Annotated in this window: 13 protein-coding genes and 1 pseudogene; 4 read left to right on the top strand and 10 right to left on the bottom strand. The window is 61.2% G+C overall.

The genetic code is table 11. From position 1 onward, the window contains the following. Window positions 1-36: 36 nt before the first annotated feature. The gene (locus AC07OT_RS28790; protein ID WP_495109666.1) at window positions 37-804 is read right to left on the bottom strand and encodes a coniferyl-alcohol dehydrogenase; all 768 of its coding nucleotides are present in this window, start codon (window positions 802-804) and stop codon (window positions 37-39) included. 37 nt (window positions 805-841) lie between these two features. Continuing rightward, window positions 842-2,317, bottom strand: coding sequence for a benzaldehyde dehydrogenase (locus AC07OT_RS28795; RefSeq protein WP_495109667.1), 1,476 nt, complete (start codon window positions 2,315-2,317; stop codon window positions 842-844). A 270-nt stretch (window positions 2,318-2,587) separates the two neighbouring features. Here AC07OT_RS28795 and AC07OT_RS28800 point away from each other — a divergent pair, with 270 nt between their 5' ends. Beyond that, window positions 2,588-4,345 carry a sigma 54-interacting transcriptional regulator gene (locus tag AC07OT_RS28800; RefSeq protein WP_495109668.1) on the top strand — a complete coding sequence of 586 codons (1,758 nt, stop codon included), beginning with the start codon at window positions 2,588-2,590 and terminating at the stop codon, window positions 4,343-4,345. A gap of 98 nt (window positions 4,346-4,443) precedes the next feature. Then, window positions 4,444-5,055, top strand: coding sequence for a TetR/AcrR family transcriptional regulator (locus tag AC07OT_RS28805; RefSeq protein ID WP_027603454.1), 612 nt, complete (start codon window positions 4,444-4,446; stop codon window positions 5,053-5,055). 19 nt (window positions 5,056-5,074) lie between these two features. On the opposite strand, the gene AC07OT_RS28810 is transcribed toward AC07OT_RS28805, so the two are convergent. From AC07OT_RS28810 to AC07OT_RS28830, 5 genes and pseudogenes are all read right to left on the bottom strand, one after another. Next, window positions 5,075-5,554, bottom strand: a complete 480-nt coding sequence (locus AC07OT_RS28810) for a DUF3237 domain-containing protein (RefSeq protein ID WP_495109669.1) — start codon at window positions 5,552-5,554, stop codon at window positions 5,075-5,077. A 42-nt stretch (window positions 5,555-5,596) separates the two neighbouring features. After that, a complete protein-coding gene (locus tag AC07OT_RS28815) occupies window positions 5,597-6,700 on the bottom strand; it encodes a polyamine ABC transporter substrate-binding protein (RefSeq protein ID WP_495109670.1) in 1,104 nt (367 codons plus the stop codon). 40 nt (window positions 6,701-6,740) lie between these two features. Further along, window positions 6,741-8,078 carry an alginate export family protein gene (locus tag AC07OT_RS28820; protein WP_495109671.1) on the bottom strand — a complete coding sequence of 446 codons (1,338 nt, stop codon included), beginning with the start codon at window positions 8,076-8,078 and terminating at the stop codon, window positions 6,741-6,743. Window positions 8,079-8,177: 99 nt separating this feature from the next. Beyond that, entirely contained in the window at window positions 8,178-8,324 is a 147-nt protein-coding gene (locus AC07OT_RS28825) for a DUF2845 domain-containing protein (protein ID WP_495109690.1), read from the bottom strand. Then, window positions 8,273-9,457: pseudogene (locus AC07OT_RS28830) on the bottom strand (serine hydrolase domain-containing protein); the annotation flags it as partial. The gene AC07OT_RS28825 and the pseudogene AC07OT_RS28830, both read right to left, overlap by 52 nt. A 694-nt stretch (window positions 9,458-10,151) precedes the next feature. Between AC07OT_RS28830 and AC07OT_RS28835 the strand changes: the two are divergent. After that, the gene (locus tag AC07OT_RS28835) at window positions 10,152-11,054 is read left to right on the top strand and encodes a hypothetical protein (protein WP_495109672.1); all 903 of its coding nucleotides are present in this window, start codon (window positions 10,152-10,154) and stop codon (window positions 11,052-11,054) included. A gap of 45 nt (window positions 11,055-11,099) precedes the next feature. On the opposite strand, the gene AC07OT_RS28840 is transcribed toward AC07OT_RS28835, so the two are convergent. The 3 genes from AC07OT_RS28840 to AC07OT_RS28850 all read right to left on the bottom strand — a co-directional run bounded on the left by AC07OT_RS28840 (window position 11,100) and on the right by AC07OT_RS28850 (window position 14,716). Further along, a complete protein-coding gene (locus AC07OT_RS28840; protein WP_495109673.1) occupies window positions 11,100-13,298 on the bottom strand; it encodes a TonB-dependent receptor in 2,199 nt (732 codons plus the stop codon). 99 nt (window positions 13,299-13,397) lie between these two features. Beyond that, window positions 13,398-13,823, bottom strand: a complete 426-nt coding sequence (locus AC07OT_RS28845; RefSeq protein ID WP_257228072.1) for a ParB N-terminal domain-containing protein — start codon at window positions 13,821-13,823, stop codon at window positions 13,398-13,400. Between the two features lie 2 nt (window positions 13,824-13,825). Beyond that, a complete protein-coding gene (locus tag AC07OT_RS28850) occupies window positions 13,826-14,716 on the bottom strand; it encodes an HpcH/HpaI aldolase/citrate lyase family protein (protein WP_065939578.1) in 891 nt (296 codons plus the stop codon). A 611-nt stretch (window positions 14,717-15,327) separates the two neighbouring features. Between AC07OT_RS28850 and AC07OT_RS28855 the strand changes: the two genes are divergently transcribed. Next, complete coding sequence (locus tag AC07OT_RS28855; RefSeq protein WP_495109674.1) at window positions 15,328-16,722, top strand: Y4yA family PLP-dependent enzyme; 1,395 nt, start codon at window positions 15,328-15,330, stop codon at window positions 16,720-16,722. Window positions 16,723-16,730 lie beyond the last annotated feature (8 nt).

Below are 16,730 nucleotides of genomic sequence, written 5' to 3' on the forward strand. Positions count from 1 at the left end.
GCGGATCCGCACCGGGGTTTACCGCTGTAGCAACCCCTACACGTAGGTCGCCGCCAACCCACCGTCCACCGGCAGATTGACCCCGTTGACCCAGCGCGCGGCGTCGGAGCACAGGAAGGCGATCACCGCCGCCACCTCATCGGCCAGGGCCGGACGGGTCATGCGCTGGCTGTCCGCGGCCACCCGCTCCGGCCCGAGCATGCTGACAAAATCGTCGAGAATCGGGGTAAACACCGGCCCCGGCGCCACGCAGTTGATACGCACCGAGTGATCACGAAACCAGGCCTGGGATTGCTGGAAGCTCCACACGATCAGCGCCTCCTTGAAGTACTGATAACAGCTGGCCTGCTCCACCGGATTGGCCGCCAGCCATTGCTGCCCGGCCTCGAAGCCTTGGGTGGCAGCCAGGGCCTTGTGCAGCTCCAGGCGTTGCGGCCATTGCGCACCGAGCACCGAGGCGACATTGACGATGCTGCCGCCCGCCGCCATACGTGGCAGCAGTGCTTGAGTCAGGTGCCGCAACCCCAGGTAGTTGACCGTGGCCACCGCTTGCACGGGCGCGGTACCGGGCACGCCGGCAATGTTGCACAGCCCGTCGACCCGCGCCGGCAGGCGTGCCACCAGGGCATCGATGCTGGCCGGATCGCCCAGGTCAGCCTGGAAGAAGCCATCCAGGGTCAGTTGCGGTGCATGGCGATCAACGCCGATCACCGTGGCACCCTGGAAGCGCGCGAGCCGCGCCAGCTCGGCGCCAATGCCGGAGGCGACGCCGGTGACGACCAGGGTTTTGTTGTGCAGGTTCATGTTCAAGCCCTCTTGTTTTTGTATAGGCATAGGTGGATCAAAACGGATAGGCAGGCGCAGTGTTCTTCACCGTGACCCACTGCCACTGGCTGTACTCGTCCCAGTCGGCCGGCCCGCCTACGCTGCCGCCATTACCGGAAGCGCCGCGCCCACCAAAGGGGTTGATGCATTCGTCGGCGACGGTCTGGTCATTGATGTGCAGCAGGCCGCAGTCAAGCCGCTCGCCGATGGCCATGGCACGCCCGACCGAAGGCGAGATGATCGCGGCCGAGAGGCCATACTCGGTGCGGTTGGCCAGTTCGATGGCCTCCTCGTCCGTGGCAAAACTGACCACCGTGGCCACCGGGCCGAAGATTTCATCCTCAAACGCGCGCATCCCAGGCCGCACACCGCTGAGCACGGTGGGCTGGTAGAACAACTGGTCGTATTCGCCGCCCGCCTCCAACCGCGCGCCCGCTTGCAGGCTGTCGCTGACGATCTCGTGCACGCGCTGCAATTGCCGTTGGTTGATCAATGGGCCGAGCGCGGCTTCACCGCGGGCGGCATTGCCCACGGTCAACGCCCGGGCCTTGTCCACCAACTTGCGCGTGAGGCGTTCGGCGATGGATTCATGGGCGAGAATCAAGCCGGTGGCCATGCAGATTTGCCCCTGGTGCAGCCAGGCGCCCCAGGCGGCATTGCTCGCGGCCAGGTCGAGGTCGGCGTCTTCGAGAATGATCAGCGGGTTCTTGCCGCCCAGTTCCAGCGCGACTTTTTTCAGGTGTCGTCCGGCCACTTCGGCGACTTTGCGCCCCGCCGCCGTCGACCCGGTGAACGCAATCATCTGCACATTCGGATCGCGGCACAGCGCCTCACCCGCCGGCGCGGCACCGGGCAATACCTGCAGCAGGCCCTTGGGCAAGCCCGCCTCTTCGAACAGCCGGGCGATCAGAAAACCACCGCTGACCGGGGTCTGCGGGTCGGGCTTGAGCACCACCGCATTGCCCGCCGCCAGGGCCGGGGCCACCGAGCGCAGCGAGAGCACCAGCGGAAAATTGAACGGTGAAATCACCCCGACTACGCCATGGGGCTGACGCCGGGCATAGGACAGGCGACCGGCCGCACTGGGCAGCACCAGCCCGTGAGGTTGGGACAACAGCCCCGCCGCCTGATGCAGCAGCACAATCGCCTCGCGCACTTCGTGCTCGCCCTTGAACAACGCGCCGCCGGTTTCCCGCGCGACGTACAGCACCAGTTCGGCAAAGGACTGCTGGGCCAGGTCCGCCGCCTTGCGAAACACCTCGGCGCGCTCCCGTGGGCCGAGTGCTGCCCAGGCCGGCTGCGCCAGGGCCGCGCTGCGGCAGGCGACGGCGATGTCGGCCGGGTTGGCCATGGCGCAGCGCATCAGGGGTTCGCCGGTGGCGGGTTCGATCACCGCGATCACGGACCCCGAGGCAGGTATCCAATCGCCGTTGAACAGGCATTCGGACGCAATGGCCCGCTGTAGCAAGTGGGTGGTTTCAGGTACTGACATGGCAACTCCCGGTTCTTGTAATTGTCATCGCCTGCACAGGGTGCAAACGCCGCATCAAGCCTTGAGCAAAGGCTGTGCCGCTTGCACCCAACGACGCAGACATAAAGGACCGAGGGCTCTGGGACGAGGCCTGCCACGCGGCGCCCACGCCTCACCGCCCCATCGGCTGCAAAAACCGCGGCACCACCACTTGTTCAATTGATAAGGTTATGTTTAATAACTATCTGAGCAGTTACTCATATCGATCACTCGCTTTGCAGGGGCATAACAATGACTAATCCCCACAGCGCGCTGCCCGACGACCGGGTGGCCAGCGCGCCCTACCATCCGCGCGGCGACAGCCGTCAACTCAGTGAGAGCAGTTCGCCCACCCCGGCGGAACTGACCGATTGCCTGTTCTTCTCGCCCGAAGACGGGCGTATCTGGCTCAACGATCAACGCATGGTGTTGCTGCACGGTTCGTCGTTCGGTGCCCTGCGCGCGGAGGTCATTGAACGCCTGGGGCTGGAGCAGGCGCGTGGCCTGTTCACCCGCACCGGTTATGTCTCCGGCGCGCGGGACGCGCGGTTGATCCGCGAGCGCTGGCCACAGGCCGATGCCGCCGCGGTGTTCCGCGCCGGGACCCACCTGCACACCCTGGAAGGCATGACCAAGGTTGAACCGCTGCACTTCAAGTTCGATGCCGACTCGGGGTTCTATGAAGGCGAGTTCCTCTGGCACCACTCGTGCGAAGCCGATGAACACGTGGGTGCCTACGGCATCGGCCAGGACCCGGTGTGCTGGACTGAAACCGGCTATGCCATCGGTTTTGTCAGTGGCCTGTTCGGGCAAATGGTGATTTTCCGCGAGGTGGAATGCCGGGGCATGGGCCACCGCTGTTGCCGGGTGATCGGCAAGACCGCGGAGCAGTGGGGTGACGTCGAGCAGGACCTGCGCTACCTGAATGTGTCCCAGGCCGTCACCAACGCCACGATCGCGCCCACGCCCGACCACCCGGTGAGCCACAGTGCCAGGGCCAACCCGCCGCAAACACTGGTGGGTGCGAGTGCGGCCTTCAACGCCGCGACACAAGCCCTGCAACGTGTCGCACTGACCCCGGCAACGGTGTTGATCAGCGGCGAGTCCGGGGTCGGCAAGGAGATGTTTGCGCGCCAGTTGCACCAGCTCAGCCGCCGCCAGGACAGCCCGTTCGTGGCACTCAATTGCGCTGCCATTCCGGACAACCTGATCGAGGCCGAACTGTTCGGTGTCGAACGCGGCGCGTATACCGGCGCGACGCACTCACGCCCTGGACGTTTCGAACGGGCCCAGGGCGGCACGCTGTTTCTGGATGAAATCACCAGCCTCAGCCTGGCCGGGCAAAGCAAGTTGCTGAGGGCCTTGCAGGAACGGGAAATCGAAAGGGTCGGCGGGGTGCGCGGGATCAAGGTGGATGTGCGCGTGGTGGCCGCCACCAATATCGACCTGCGTAAAGCCGTGGCTGACGGCAGCTTTCGTGAAGACCTGTTCTACCGCCTGAATGTCTACCCCATCGCCCTGCCCCCGCTGCGCGAACGCCGGGACGACATCCCGCTGTTGATCAATGCGTTCCTCACGCGCTTCTGCCAGGAATACGCGCGAACGCCGGCGGGCCTGACCATGCGCGCCCTGAAGGTGTTGCTGCGCTATGACTTCGCGGGCAATGTGCGCGAACTGCAAAACCTGATCGAACGCGGCCTGATCGCCAGTGACGAAGGCCAACCCATTGACCTGGTGCACCTGTTTCGCAACGAACCGATGCCGGCCGATCCCTACGGCCTGGACGACCACGGCAGCCTGTCCAACAGCGCACCGCCGCCGTGCCTGGCATTGTTCGACACCCTTGGCCAACTGGAACCGGGGTTTTCCATCGAAGGCCTTGAATCGCGCCTGCTCAACGAAGCCCTGCAACGCAACGCCGGCAACCTGGCCGCCGCTGCCAGGCTTGTGGGGCTCAGCCGCGCTCAATTTGCCTACCGGTTGAAGAAGCATCAGCGGCAAATCCCTTGAATGCCAATTAGTGCTTTAAAAGCTTTACCCAATTAAGTATTTTGCAGGGATACCGGGGCGATAAGCGCCCCTCTTTTTACTCGTGACAAGGATCTCCTGTGAGCGGACTGCGTGAACGTCAGAAAGCCGAACGCCGGCAAGCTATCAGCCAGGCCGCGATCGAGCTGTTTGAACGCCAGGGTTTCCAGAACACCACCATCGAACAGATCGCCAGCCAGGCCGGGGTGTCGCCGCCGACGGTGTTCAAGTACTTCGGCAACAAGCAGGAAATCATCCTGGAAATCCTGCATCACGCCGATCAGCGCGCAATCAGTGACACCCGCCGCGAGATCCACACAATGGACGATCCGGTCGAAGCGTTGTGCCACCTGGAAAGCCTGCTCACCGGCTATGCCCTGGAAGTCATGCACCCCAGCCTCTGGCGTGAACTGCTGCCGCTGATCCTGTTCGGCGGCAGCAATGAACTGCCGGCCGGTTATCGCGCCATGAACGATGCGCTCAGGGCGGAAATCAGCGAACTGCTGCGGGAACTGCAACGGGCCGGCAAGCTGCGCCCGCAACTCGATGTGGAATTGGCCGCGTTCCTGTTGAACGACTATTCGCACCTGCAACTGTTCAGGCTGGTGAACCAGGAACAGCCGGATATCGACGCGCACTCGACGCAGGTACGGCGCATCACCGAGCTGCTGTTTTACGGCATGCAGGCCTGACAGCTTCCAGGGCCGGGCCTCAGTAAAAGCGATAGCAACGAATCACCACCTGGTCGGCGCCCGGGTAATGCACCAGGCCGATAAAACTTGAACGGGTGAGCCAGTCCAGCCGCCCCTTGGGCACCTGAAACAGCGGGGTGCAGGTGCAGCGGTACTCCGTCTCAGGAATCGGCCATTGACCGTCGCGCTCCAGCTGTCGCCCGTACTCAGTCATGCTCAGCACACCCCGGTTACGGATGTTGATCACCTCGCCTTCGTCGGTCCTCAGGCTGTAGCGGGCATCCAGTTGACCGATGCCATCCGGGCGCAAAACAAAACAATCGTCTCCGCCCGCCAGGACCTGGCCGCTGATGCCGACCCCATCGAAGTCCCCGCCCACAATCGGGTAGTTGCAGCGCAGGCCTTCAACGCTGTCGCCCAGGGTCACACCCGGCCCTATCGCGACGCGCAGGGTCAGCACCCGCTGCAAGTTGGGGGCAATGTCCATCCGTTCAGTCATGGCAAGCTCCAGGCCCGGCGCGCACGCACCGGGCCATACTGATCAGCGGTTGCTCTTGATGGCCGTCCAGGTGCGGGTACGGATGCGCTCCACGGCGGCCGGAATCGGTTCCAGGGCGAACAGGGTCTTGCGCGCTTCCTCCGGCACATACATGTTGGGGTCGTTGCGAATGCTGGCGTCCACCAGCGCAGTGGCGTCCTTGTTCGGGTTGGGGTAGCCGATCTTGTTGCTGATGCGCGCAATCACGTCCGGGCGCAGGATGTAATTGATGAACGCATGGGCCTCCGCCAGATCGGGTGCCTTGGCCGGGATCATCATCACGTCCGCCCACATCGGCGCGCCTTCCTTGGGCAGTGCCATCTCAACCTTGACGCCCTTGCCGGCGGCATCCGCCAGTCGCGTGGCCAATGCGACACCGCCGGACCAGCCCACGCCCACACAGATATCACCGTTGGCCAGGTCCATGCCGTAGCGCGACGAGTTGAAGTAAGTGACGTAAGGGCGAATCTTCATCATCACGGCCTGGGCTTGCACATAGTCCTCACGCTTCTGGCTATTGGGGTCGAGGCCCTTGTAGTGCAGGGCAATCGGCAGGATCTCGTTGCCGGCGTCGAGGAAACCCACGCCACAACTGGCGAGCTTGGCGAGGTTTTCTTCCTTGAAGATGATGTCCCAGCTGTTCATCTGCACGTCGGGCCCCAGGACCTTGCGCACCTTGTCGACGTTGTAGCCGATCAATGTGGTGCCCCATAGGTAAGGCACGGCGTAGCGGTTGCCGGTGTCACCCACGGCTTCCAGGGATTGCATGAACTGCGGGTCCAGGTGCTGCCAGTTCGGCAACTGCTGGCGGTCCAGCGGCTGCACGGCACCCGCCTTGATCAAGTGCCCCAGGTTGGCGGTGCCGGGGAACACCACGTCATACCCGGAGTTGCCCGTCAGCAGCTTGGACTCCATGGTTTCGGCACTGTCGAACACATCGTAAATCGGGCGAATGCCGGTTTCTTCCTGGAAACTCTTGAGCACTTCGGGTGGCAGGTATTCGATCCAGTTGTAGATCCGTACGGTGCGTTCTTCAGCCAGGCAAAAACCACTGATGAGCAACGAGGCGACAGTGCCCAGCACGGTGTTACGCAAAAATCTGTTCATGATCAAAACACTCCAGCGCGGCCGCGATGGCTCGCAGCACTTAATAGCGGTAGGTGAAATACAGTTCCAGCGCACTGAACATCTGGTCGTTACCGAACACCTGTTTGGCGGCGGCCAGCGGCTTGACCCAGTTGTAGGACAGCGACGTATAGAACGACGGCGTGGGCGTCCAGTCGAGGAAAACCACACTTTCGTCAGCAAAGCGCCGATCGCTGACCGGCGCGCCCATGTAGTTTTTCTCGTCCAGCCAGAACTGGTAGTGAATCGCGCCGAGGGTCAGGGTGTCGTTGAGGTGGGTCTTGAGGGAGAACTGCTGGACGTTTTCGTTGCTGTTGAACAGCAGGTAGTTGCCGACCACATCCCCGACCAGCCACGTGCTCCAGTCGACAAAGCCTTTGCTCAGTGAATCCCAGGCTTTCTGGCGGTTGTCGGTGAGGTTGTCGTCGCCGGAAAAGCTCGCGTAGCGGTAGCCAACGATCGGCGTCAGCGGCAAGGTAGTGAAGGCATAGTCGGCCTGGGCATACCAGGCGTTGGCATCGTAGTCGACACCCTCGCCGCTGCCGCGCTCCAGCGCGTACTCGGCATTCAGGGTCAGGGCCTGGACGCCGGGCACCTTGGCGTTGAGCGCCCTGACGTTGTACACCTGCATCCCGTCCCGACGGCGCGGCAGCGTGCTGCCCCTGGGGCCGAGGGCATTGACCTTCATGGCCATGGCACCGAGCGTCACCTGGTCATCGAGGTTGTAGTCGAGGTTGACGCCGGTCATGCGGAAATCGCCCAGGTCATCATCGGTGCGCAGGGTGAATACCTGGGACTTCAGCGCGCCATGATCCCAGGCCAGGATCGCTGAATCCTTGAAGGCGGTTCGCGGGCCGAGCCAGTAGGCGCCGTCCTTGTACTGGTCGAGGTTACCGTCCATGACGATGAACCCCGTACCGATCATGTAGTTCTGGCGGCCGGCGGTGAACTTCCACTCGCCGGCGCGAAAACCGCCGTAGAGTTCTTCGGCTGCGACCTTGCCGTCGGAGCTGCGGGTGAAGCCTCCCGCATCGCCATCGCCGAACGTGCTCGCCCCCACCAGGGAACCGCCGGCCAGCAGGCTGAAATCCGGTTGCAGCGCATACTCGAGCTTGACCCCCGGTTTTACGTAGACCTCTTGCCAGTTGATCCTGGCGCCGCCGTTTTTTCCGTTGCGCGCATCGACCTGGCCGCTGCCGAAGTTGACGCCACGGGTAAACAGCGTCGCCCCGCCCACGGTGAGGTTGACTTCCCCCTTGAGATCGCCGTCCTCAAAGGTGTAGCCCGCCAACGCAACGTGGGTGGTCAAGGGTAAGCCGAGCGCTAACAGCGCTCGAGAGAAACGCTTGGTGAAAACCATAAGAAGCTCCTGTGGAATTATTGTTGTTACAGGGCAGTCAATGGCGACGCAGGGCGCCGCCAACACCTGGGCAAGCCAGGTGAATAGAACGCAAGACTCTTATTGTTTGGCGTGGATCAGCGACTCAGGTGGGCGGCGATTGCGCGCAGCATGCGCACGCTGTCGGTATCGAACGGGCTGACCGCATCGGTGAGTGACGATTGCTTGACGATCACCACGCCGGACGGTTTGTCGATGAACAGGTATTGGCCGTGGATCCCTCCGGCCATCAGGGCTTGGCTGTGGTCGTTGAACACGTACCACTGGCTGCGATAGGACGCACCCGGCGTCCAGCTGGAGAACTCGGCATTTTGCGCGTAGATCGCCGGATCAGAACCGGCGGCGATACGCGCTACGGTCTCGGGCGACAGCAGCTCGACCCCGTCCTGACGACCGTCATTGGCGAGCAGGCGACCGAAGCGCGCCATGTCTCTCAAGGTGGCACTGAAGCCCGCCCCGGCAACGTTACGGCCCCAGGGATCGGCCATGAAATAACCGTCGCGCTCGCACCCCAAGCGCCTCCAGATCTGTTCCAGCATCTGACTGCACGCCTGGCCCGAGGCCCGTTCCATGACCCATGCCAGGACTTCGGTGGTGGCGGTCACGTAATGGAAAAAGCCGCCGTGTGCGCCACGTTTTTTCAGTGACGGCAGGTATTGGTACAGCGATTCAAACTGGGCGTACTGCGCCGGTGCTGGCTGGAAACCGCAGGCATAACCGTACTGCGAACTCTCGGAGGCGGGATCGTCATACACCTCGCTGTAGTCGATGCCCACGGCCATATCGAACAACTGGCGCACCGTAGCATCGCCAAACGCACTGCCCACCAGCTCAGGCACGTAGTACGCGGCGGACAGCTCGGGCTTGAGCATGCCGTTGGAAACCAGTTGTTCGCCAAGGGTGCCGATCAGCGACTTGGTCACCGAGAACATGATGTGCCGATCATCCGCGCGCTGGCCGTTGAAGTAGCGCTCGAACAACACCGTGTCGCCCTGCATCACTAAAAAGGCGTCGGTCTGGCTGGCCACAAGGTGTTCGATCACGCTGATGCTGAGCCCGCATTCGCTGTCGAAACACAGCGGGTCCAGCGCTGTGGGCGCTTCCTTGAGCTGACCGGCAGGCCTTGAACCCGCCGCCACATCAATCGTGGGACGCAGCCGCGCCAGATGACGGAACCCCCACTGGCTGAAGGGCGCGCGCATCCAGTTGTGCCACGTTACCCGGTGTTTCGGCTCGGCCGGGAAGCCCTGCATCAGCGCAGGTGCCACGGGGGTTGCAAAGCACGACTCATTGGCCTCGACGTATAGAGTCGCCAGTACAGACGGGGTTTTAACACTCATCGGGATAACCCTGAAAATGACTCTGCGTGGGAGCAGATGCACAGGAATAATTATCCGATATTTTATTTTAGTCAATAAATCTTTTTATCCAATAACCCTATATCCGAGTGTACCGCGCCGTGGGCACACCACCCGGGCAATGAAGATTGGGCGACCACCAACGAGTGTGCTGATGTAAGCTTCGTCATTCGTTTGAAGCCGCCGCTGCCGGCAGCGGCCGTACGGATACCGCAGCCTTCATTTACAGGAGTTTGAAGTTGGGTAATTTCTCGCAGAAAACGCGTGCACGCGGGAAAAACGGGCGCACTGGAACGTTTGTTGCGATCACGGTGACCGTTGTGACGGCGCTATTGGTCGCTGCGGCACTGGTTCAAAATCGCGGGGTGCAGATCGATGCAAGGCCTGGTGGAGTCGGCGTGAGACTCGATCCGGCGCAGCAACCGGCGCCCTCGACGACCACCTATAACGACGGCGCTCCCATCGTTATCGCAGCTGGCGCGAAGGTCGAGGTCCACGTCACCGGGCCAACCCGATCAGCGCCTGCGCCCCGCCCGGCAAGGGACGGAATGTCTACCTACGGAGCGGCTTCGCCGATCGTGACCGGGCAAGGCGCTGTGGTTAAGTCCACAGTCGATACCCGGCCGTGAGGGGCGTTGAACTTCGCCGTGCGGCGATGATGCTTTGGGTGCTGGCCATGCCTGGGCTGGCCCTGGCGCAGGCCCCGAATATGCAGACATCGGGCCCATGTTCGTCCATCGTCAGCGGTGCGGGCGCATCGGGGACAAGCTATTGCATCGGTATCACCGAAGAAGCGTTGCAACGCCTGACCAACATAACCACCGCAAGCCAGGGTCGCAGGCTCTTTGTTGCAGAGGCGTGGTTTAGCCCGACGCCGATGTTCGGGCGCCCCAGTGGTGACAGGCAGTCAGTCAACGAGCAGGTTTTCCTGTCCGTGCGCGCGACGAACATCACGGCGGCGCCCCTTGTCCTGACAGCGGCCAGGTGGGAGATCGTGCAGGCAAAAAACCTGTCGAAGGGCGGCGGCTCATACGGCGCCAAGAACTTGCTGTGGCCTGCACTTTCAGTGAACAAGCCAATCAAGATCGAGGCGGGAGAACAGGTCGACATCAAGTTCGGTGAAGGGCTGGAGCTCAACGGCATGGCCGGCCGCCTGCGTAAAAACCATGACCTCGACAGTGCCTATACGTTGCCTGTCGAACCAACGCGGATTAACGGCGACAACTACATCAACTGGTTCGCCGAACAGATGGCGCTGCTCTATGGGACCAGCGCCAAGCTGCGACTAACGCTTTATGAAGGTGACTACAAGCCTATCGCCAGCCTGTCACTGCCCCTCGCCCAGAGTGTGGACTTTTTCTATCATGGCGAGGCGGTGGACCAGAACGGCAACGTGCAGTACGCCCCCCGCCTGGCGTACGACGCCTTCCTCGGCCAGTACCTCGAAATGCGGGCAAAGATGGAGCCCGGGTTTCGGATCAATACACCGCCGACCACGGTGATCGAGGTGACGCCGGATCCCACCGTGTGGGGTAAGCAACGGTATCGAAACCTGGGGGTTCAAGAGCCGCCGCAATAGTGATGTTACGCGCGGCTCAGACTGCTTGATCCATACCGGCCATGGTCAAAAATCGACGGTCGCCGATAGTTGCAAGGTACGCGGATACCCCGGGGAAAACGCACCATAGGAGGCCACGCCGGACCAGTACTCACGGTCGAACACGTTCTGCACCGTGGCGCGGAATGTCGTCGGCCGCCCTTCTATCTTGGTGGCGTAACGCGCACCGGCGTCAATGCGGGTCCAGGCGTCGAGTTCCTGGGTGTTGGCCTGGTTGACGTATTGGCTGTCGGTGTAGATCGCACCACCCGTGAGGGTGAAACCTTCCAGCCAGGGGGTGTCGTATTCCGCCCACAGGTTGGCCTGGATATCGGGCACGCCGACCGGCTTGTTGCCCTGGTTAGCGGCTGTCGCCGACTGGGTCAGCTCGCCATCGAGGAAGGTCACCCCCCCCATCAAACGGGTGCCGGTGGCCACTTCGCCGAACACGCTGAGTTCCAGACCACGGTTGCGCTGTTCGGCCTGCACCGAATACACGCCATTGGCGCCCAGTTCGCCGGCAGGTTTTTCGATCTGGAACAGCGCCAGTGTGGTCATGAAGGTGCCGTGTTCATACTTCACCCCCAGTTCGTGCTGCTTGGACTCATACGGCGCAAAGGTTTCCCCGGCATTGCTCGCCGTGCCCGGTGCCGCATCGCCTTTGCTCAGCCCTTCGACGTAGTTGTAGTAGAGGGAGACGTCCTCCCAGGGCTTGACCACCACACCCAGCAACGGCGTGGTGGCGTTGGCGCTGTAACGCGAGCTGACGGTGCCGGCGGCATTGTAGTTACGCGACTCGATAAACTGCCGGCGTACGCCCAGGCTCAGTTGGAGACGGTCGTCCAGCATCCCCAAGGTGTCGGTCAACGCCACGCCGGACAGCTCCGACTCGGAGATTCGCAGCACCTTGGGCGTGTTGATGTATTGCTTGGGCGTGTCCACCGGGTGGTAGATATTGGAGAGGATTGTGGTGCCGTTGTTGATGCCCCGCGACAGCTCATCCTGGTAACGGGTCGCCATCAGCGTGGTGGTATGGGTTACCGGCCCGGTGGCGAAGAGCCCGCGCATCCCCACATCGGCGGTAGAACGGTCGACGTTGAATTTGTAATAGCCCGGGACGTTGCTGGTGTCGCCCGCGTCATTGAGGATGCGCGGCACCTGGTCGGACATGCGTTTCACATCCGACCTGCCGCCCCCTGCATGGGCGAAAACGGTGAGGTTGTCGCTCAGATCATATTCACCGCCGAGCAATGCGGACTGTTCCTTGGTATCCGACCAACCCCACTTTTGCGGCAGGCTGGTGCGGCCATTGGGGGCGGATGGCACGTCAACGCCCGGCGCGATGGTGAACGGGCGTGAGGCACCGTCGAAGCTTTCTTTCTGGCTGATGTAGTCCAGGTTCAGGCGCAGTCGCTCGCCACGATAATCCAGGGCAATCGCACCGATGCCTACGTCGCGATGCTGGTCGTTCACCGCCGTGTCGCCGCCCTGCAGGCTGCCGTTAAAGCGCACGCCGAACTGGTTTTCCTCACCAAAACGCCGACTGATATCCAGGTGCCCGCCCGCCTGGGAGTCCGACGCGTAGCTGCCGGTGAACCGGGTCAGGTCTTCCTCCAGCGGCCGTTTGGGAACAATGTTGATGACCCCACCCACGCCACTGTTGGGCGAGATGCCATACATCAAGGCACCCGGCCCCTTGAGCACTTCGACACGCTCGGCGTACTCGGTAAACGCCCGGTAATTGGGGGCCACGCCATACACGCCGTCGTAGGCCAGCTCACCCAGGTTGCCTTCGCCGATGGCAAAACCGCGAATGAAAAACGAATCGACGATACCACCGGTCTGGCCGGTCGAGCGCACCGACGGGTCGCGCTCCAGAGCATCGGCAACGGTGACGGTTTGCAGGTCGGCGAGGGTTTTGGCGGTGTAGCTGGTGACGCTGAACGGCGTGTCCATCACGTCTTTGTTGCCCATCATGCCCAGCCGCGCGCCGCGCGCCACCTGCCCACCGGCAAGCACCTCGGGCAGTGCCGTCGGGCCGTTGTAGCGGCCGTCGATCGTGGTGGTGTCGAGGGTCAGGCTGGGCGTGCTGTCATCCGTGGCGGCAGGCGTTGGTGTCTCAGCCCAGGCATTGGCGCCCGCTGCGACCATGACGAAATTCAACAGGGCGGTTCGAATAGCGAGGGTTAACGCGCGTTCACCGCAAGGCCGACTGGCAACAGGCATGACGAGAGGATCCTTTCAACGAGAGAAAATGGGAATCACTCCTAATGCCAGTCGACGTGCGAAAAAGTATCACCCACCCACTTGATTTTTTTACACGACTCATTCGTACAGGCGGTCCAGCGGGATCGCGATGACCGGTAGCGCCGGATCAAACACATGCCGTGTGGTCTTGTACGGAAAGATCTCGCCACGAGCGATGGTGTTGAAAATCCGCGCGACCTCGAACGCGTGCCCCGTGTGCCAGTGCCGTACGCACACCCGTGGGTCCGCGTAGTCGAGCTGGATGCACGGCACCCGACACAGACCCAACTGCAACGCTGCATTCAGGCGATGGTTACCGTCCATCACGATGCCTTGCGAGCGCTCGACAATGATCGGTTCCAGCCAATGCCCTGCGCGGATAATCGAGTCGCATAGCCACTGCACATTCGCCGGGTCCACCTGTTCCGATTGCAGCACTTCGCACACCGGTCGCAGCGCAATCTGATAGGTCTGCTCAATGGTCCCTTCCTGTCCCGGCAGCATGCTCAGCAAGCTCCGGTCTTGGCGACCGCTGCGTGTCGGCGGGCCATGTCCAACAGGCGTTGCGCCTGTTCGATCAGCGGCAGGTCGACCATTTCGCCGTCAACTTGCACCGCATGGCTGCCCCCGGCCACGGCACTCATCACCCGACCGGCCCAGGCCAATTGCTGCGCATCGGGTAGAAATGCGCGCTGCACCGTCGCCAACTGCGCGGGATGGATGCACAGCTTGGCCCCGAACCCGAGGGAGCGAGCGTAAAGCGAGTCCTGGGCGACCACCGCCAGGTCGTTGATCGCCGGCGTGACTCCGTCGATCGGTGCCGGCAAACCCGCAGTGCGAGAGGCCAGCACGATGCGGTTGCGTGCGTACACAAACGCCTCAGGCACCTGGCCGCAATTGATATCCAGGGAAAAATCCAGCGAGCCAAAGGCCAGGCGTGCCAGGCCGGGAACCGCAGCAATCGCCTCCACCTGCTGCAAGCCTCTGGCCGTCTCGATGATCGCGACAATGTGCAATTGGGGTTGCCACGCCAGCAACTGCTCGACCACCCGCGCCAACGCTTGCGGCGCCTCGGCCTTGGGCAGGAATACCCCGGTGCAACGCTCGGGGTAACGCATGTCGCCCAACCACGTCAGGTCCTGGCGGAACAACGCGCTGCCGACGCTGTTGAGCCGGATAAACCGCTGGCACGCGACACTTGGCGCACTCTCCTGCCACGCCCAGATGGCAGCTCGAGCAGCGGCTTTGCTATCGGGATGAACCGCATCCTCAAGGTCCAGGATGATTGCATCCGCTCCGGCCTCAGCCGCTTTGGCAAAGCGCTCCGGACGGTTCCCCGGAACGAACAGGTAGCTGATGGGAAGCAGGGCAGTCGTGATCGGACGATCAGTGTTCATAGCAGTTCTCCTTGGCGTGCATCAGTCGTGGTTTTTGCAAAATTTTCAGGGGCCTCGGTGCGGCTGAATTGCGCCTCTGTCAGCGCCCTCGCCGATCAACGTTTAACCCCTTATTGATCAATGAATTAACAACGCTTTCAAACTTGGGACGAACGCCCGCAAGAGCGTGCAAATACACGTTCGCGCAACGCTGTTCGGCCGGGATCAATAAGAAATATTTGAAAACCTTACTTGATAATCGTTCTCGGTAGCAATATTGTTCACGCCGCCAAGAGAAACTTTTCATGACCCTAGGCAAGTCTTAACGCTCACCAAAAGTATGGCCTCGCGACATCATTTAACCATCACTCAGCGGTGAGTCAGATTAAGAAAAACGGCAGTTAGTGGCCGATCGCTACACCCGTATAAACCTTATGGAATGGGGTTCTTATGCAATTGTTTTATGAACCGATTATTACCATCAAAGCCACAGTTTCGCCTGCAGGATTCGTGTGGCATCCACCGCCAAACGCATAAGCGTTAAAAACACGACGAACGACAAGACCACATTCATCGATCTCTTCCAGAGATTTAAATATGAATGACGACGCTATAAGCGCCAGGGGATAGTTATGTCTATTGCAATAACGCGCCTCAATGAAGCGTGTACAGAAGTTCATCTTTCGAAAATGCTTAATCCATTATTGGACGCATGCATCGCACAGCTGTTACATAACCAACCCGACAAACTGCTTGAACTCGTTGCACAACATGGCTCCCCCCTGAATCTTGTATGGCCACACGCCTTTGCACTGAACACCGGCGCATTGCAATCCGTGCTGGAACAGCATGAAGTCCGACATGCGATCTTCTATGGCGCCAAAGCCAACAAGTCACAATGTTTACTCGGCGCAGCCAAGGCGTCCGGTATCGGCGTCGACGTTTCCAGCATTTACGAGATGCAAGCAGCACTGCGCGCCGGTGTGCCGGCCGCTCAGTTGTGTGCCACCGGCCCGGCGAAAACCGAGGACTTTCATCGGGCGCTGGTCCATGCCGGTGCACTGATCTGCGTGGATTCGCTGGAAGAGTTCGACCATTTGAAAACACTGGTCGAAGCCAGCAGCGAGGCCATAAAAGCCAGGGTTTTACTGCGTTACAGGCCTAAAGCCTGTGCGACCAGCCGCTTCGGAATGGGGGCCGCAGACCTGCTGGTGTGCTTGCACTTACTGACCGGACTCAGGGCATTTTTTGACTTCGAGGGTTTCCATTTCCACCTCGGTGGCTATGGGTTCGAATCTCGAGCACAGGCCTTTCGTGAAGTGACCGATTTCGTCGATGTGGCTCGGACGATGGGGTTGGCGCCGACCATGATCGATATCGGCGGAGGTTTGCCCATCCGCTATGTCGAGCCACACGCCTACGAGCGCTTTCTACAAAACGACAATACACCCAATCACTATTACAACCAGTCAGTGCCCAAGTCTTATTACCCTTACGGCAGCAACTTGACGGCGAGCCAATGGTTGACGTTGTTTCTGGAAAGTGCCTTCTCGCCGCGGCAAAACATTGCCCAGTACTTGAAGGCCAACAGCATCACCCTGGCATTGGAGCCGGGCCGAAGTCTGGTGGACCAAGCCGCAATTTCGGTATTTCGCATTACACGCAGCAAAAAACTGGCCAATAACAAAACGGTGTTATTTGTTGAAGGCAGCAGCTTCAGTGCCTGCGAAACATGGTTCGCGTCGGAATATCTGGTCGACCCGATTTTAATCAGCGCAGCGCCAACATCCGCCACACCGATGCAAGCCTATATTGCCGGACATAGTTGCCTGGATGATGACGTCATCACCCACCGCCTGATCAACTTTACGACTTCCCCCAAGGCCGGCGACTTATTAATTTATGCCAACACCGCCGGCTATCAAATGGACTTATTGGAGAACGAGTTCCATCGTCACCCCCTGCCCCGGCGAATGGTGGCGACTTGTTGCACGTACGGTAACTACGCGTTTTCACCTGACGACTAAAGGAAGTA

Source organism: Pseudomonas sp. GW821-FHT09C10 (genome assembly GCF_059418085.1).

Coding starts and splice junctions, on each gene's coding strand:
- AC07OT_RS28790 (WP_495109666.1), bottom strand. CDS start 804: ATGAACCTGCACAACAAAACCCTGGTCGTCACCGGCGTCGCCTCCGGC.
- AC07OT_RS28795 (WP_495109667.1), bottom strand. CDS start 2,317: ATGTCAGTACCTGAAACCACCCACTTGCTACAGCGGGCCATTGCGTCC.
- AC07OT_RS28800 (WP_495109668.1), top strand. CDS start 2,588: ATGACTAATCCCCACAGCGCGCTGCCCGACGACCGGGTGGCCAGCGCG.
- AC07OT_RS28810 (WP_495109669.1), bottom strand. CDS start 5,554: ATGACTGAACGGATGGACATTGCCCCCAACTTGCAGCGGGTGCTGACC.
- AC07OT_RS28815 (WP_495109670.1), bottom strand. CDS start 6,700: ATGAACAGATTTTTGCGTAACACCGTGCTGGGCACTGTCGCCTCGTTG.
- AC07OT_RS28820 (WP_495109671.1), bottom strand. CDS start 8,078: ATGGTTTTCACCAAGCGTTTCTCTCGAGCGCTGTTAGCGCTCGGCTTA.
- AC07OT_RS28835 (WP_495109672.1), top strand. CDS start 10,152: ATGCCTGGGCTGGCCCTGGCGCAGGCCCCGAATATGCAGACATCGGGC.
- AC07OT_RS28840 (WP_495109673.1), bottom strand. CDS start 13,298: ATGCCTGTTGCCAGTCGGCCTTGCGGTGAACGCGCGTTAACCCTCGCT.
- AC07OT_RS28845 (WP_257228072.1), bottom strand. CDS start 13,823: ATGCTGCCGGGACAGGAAGGGACCATTGAGCAGACCTATCAGATTGCG.
- AC07OT_RS28850 (WP_065939578.1), bottom strand. CDS start 14,716: ATGAACACTGATCGTCCGATCACGACTGCCCTGCTTCCCATCAGCTAC.
- AC07OT_RS28855 (WP_495109674.1), top strand. CDS start 15,328: ATGTCTATTGCAATAACGCGCCTCAATGAAGCGTGTACAGAAGTTCAT.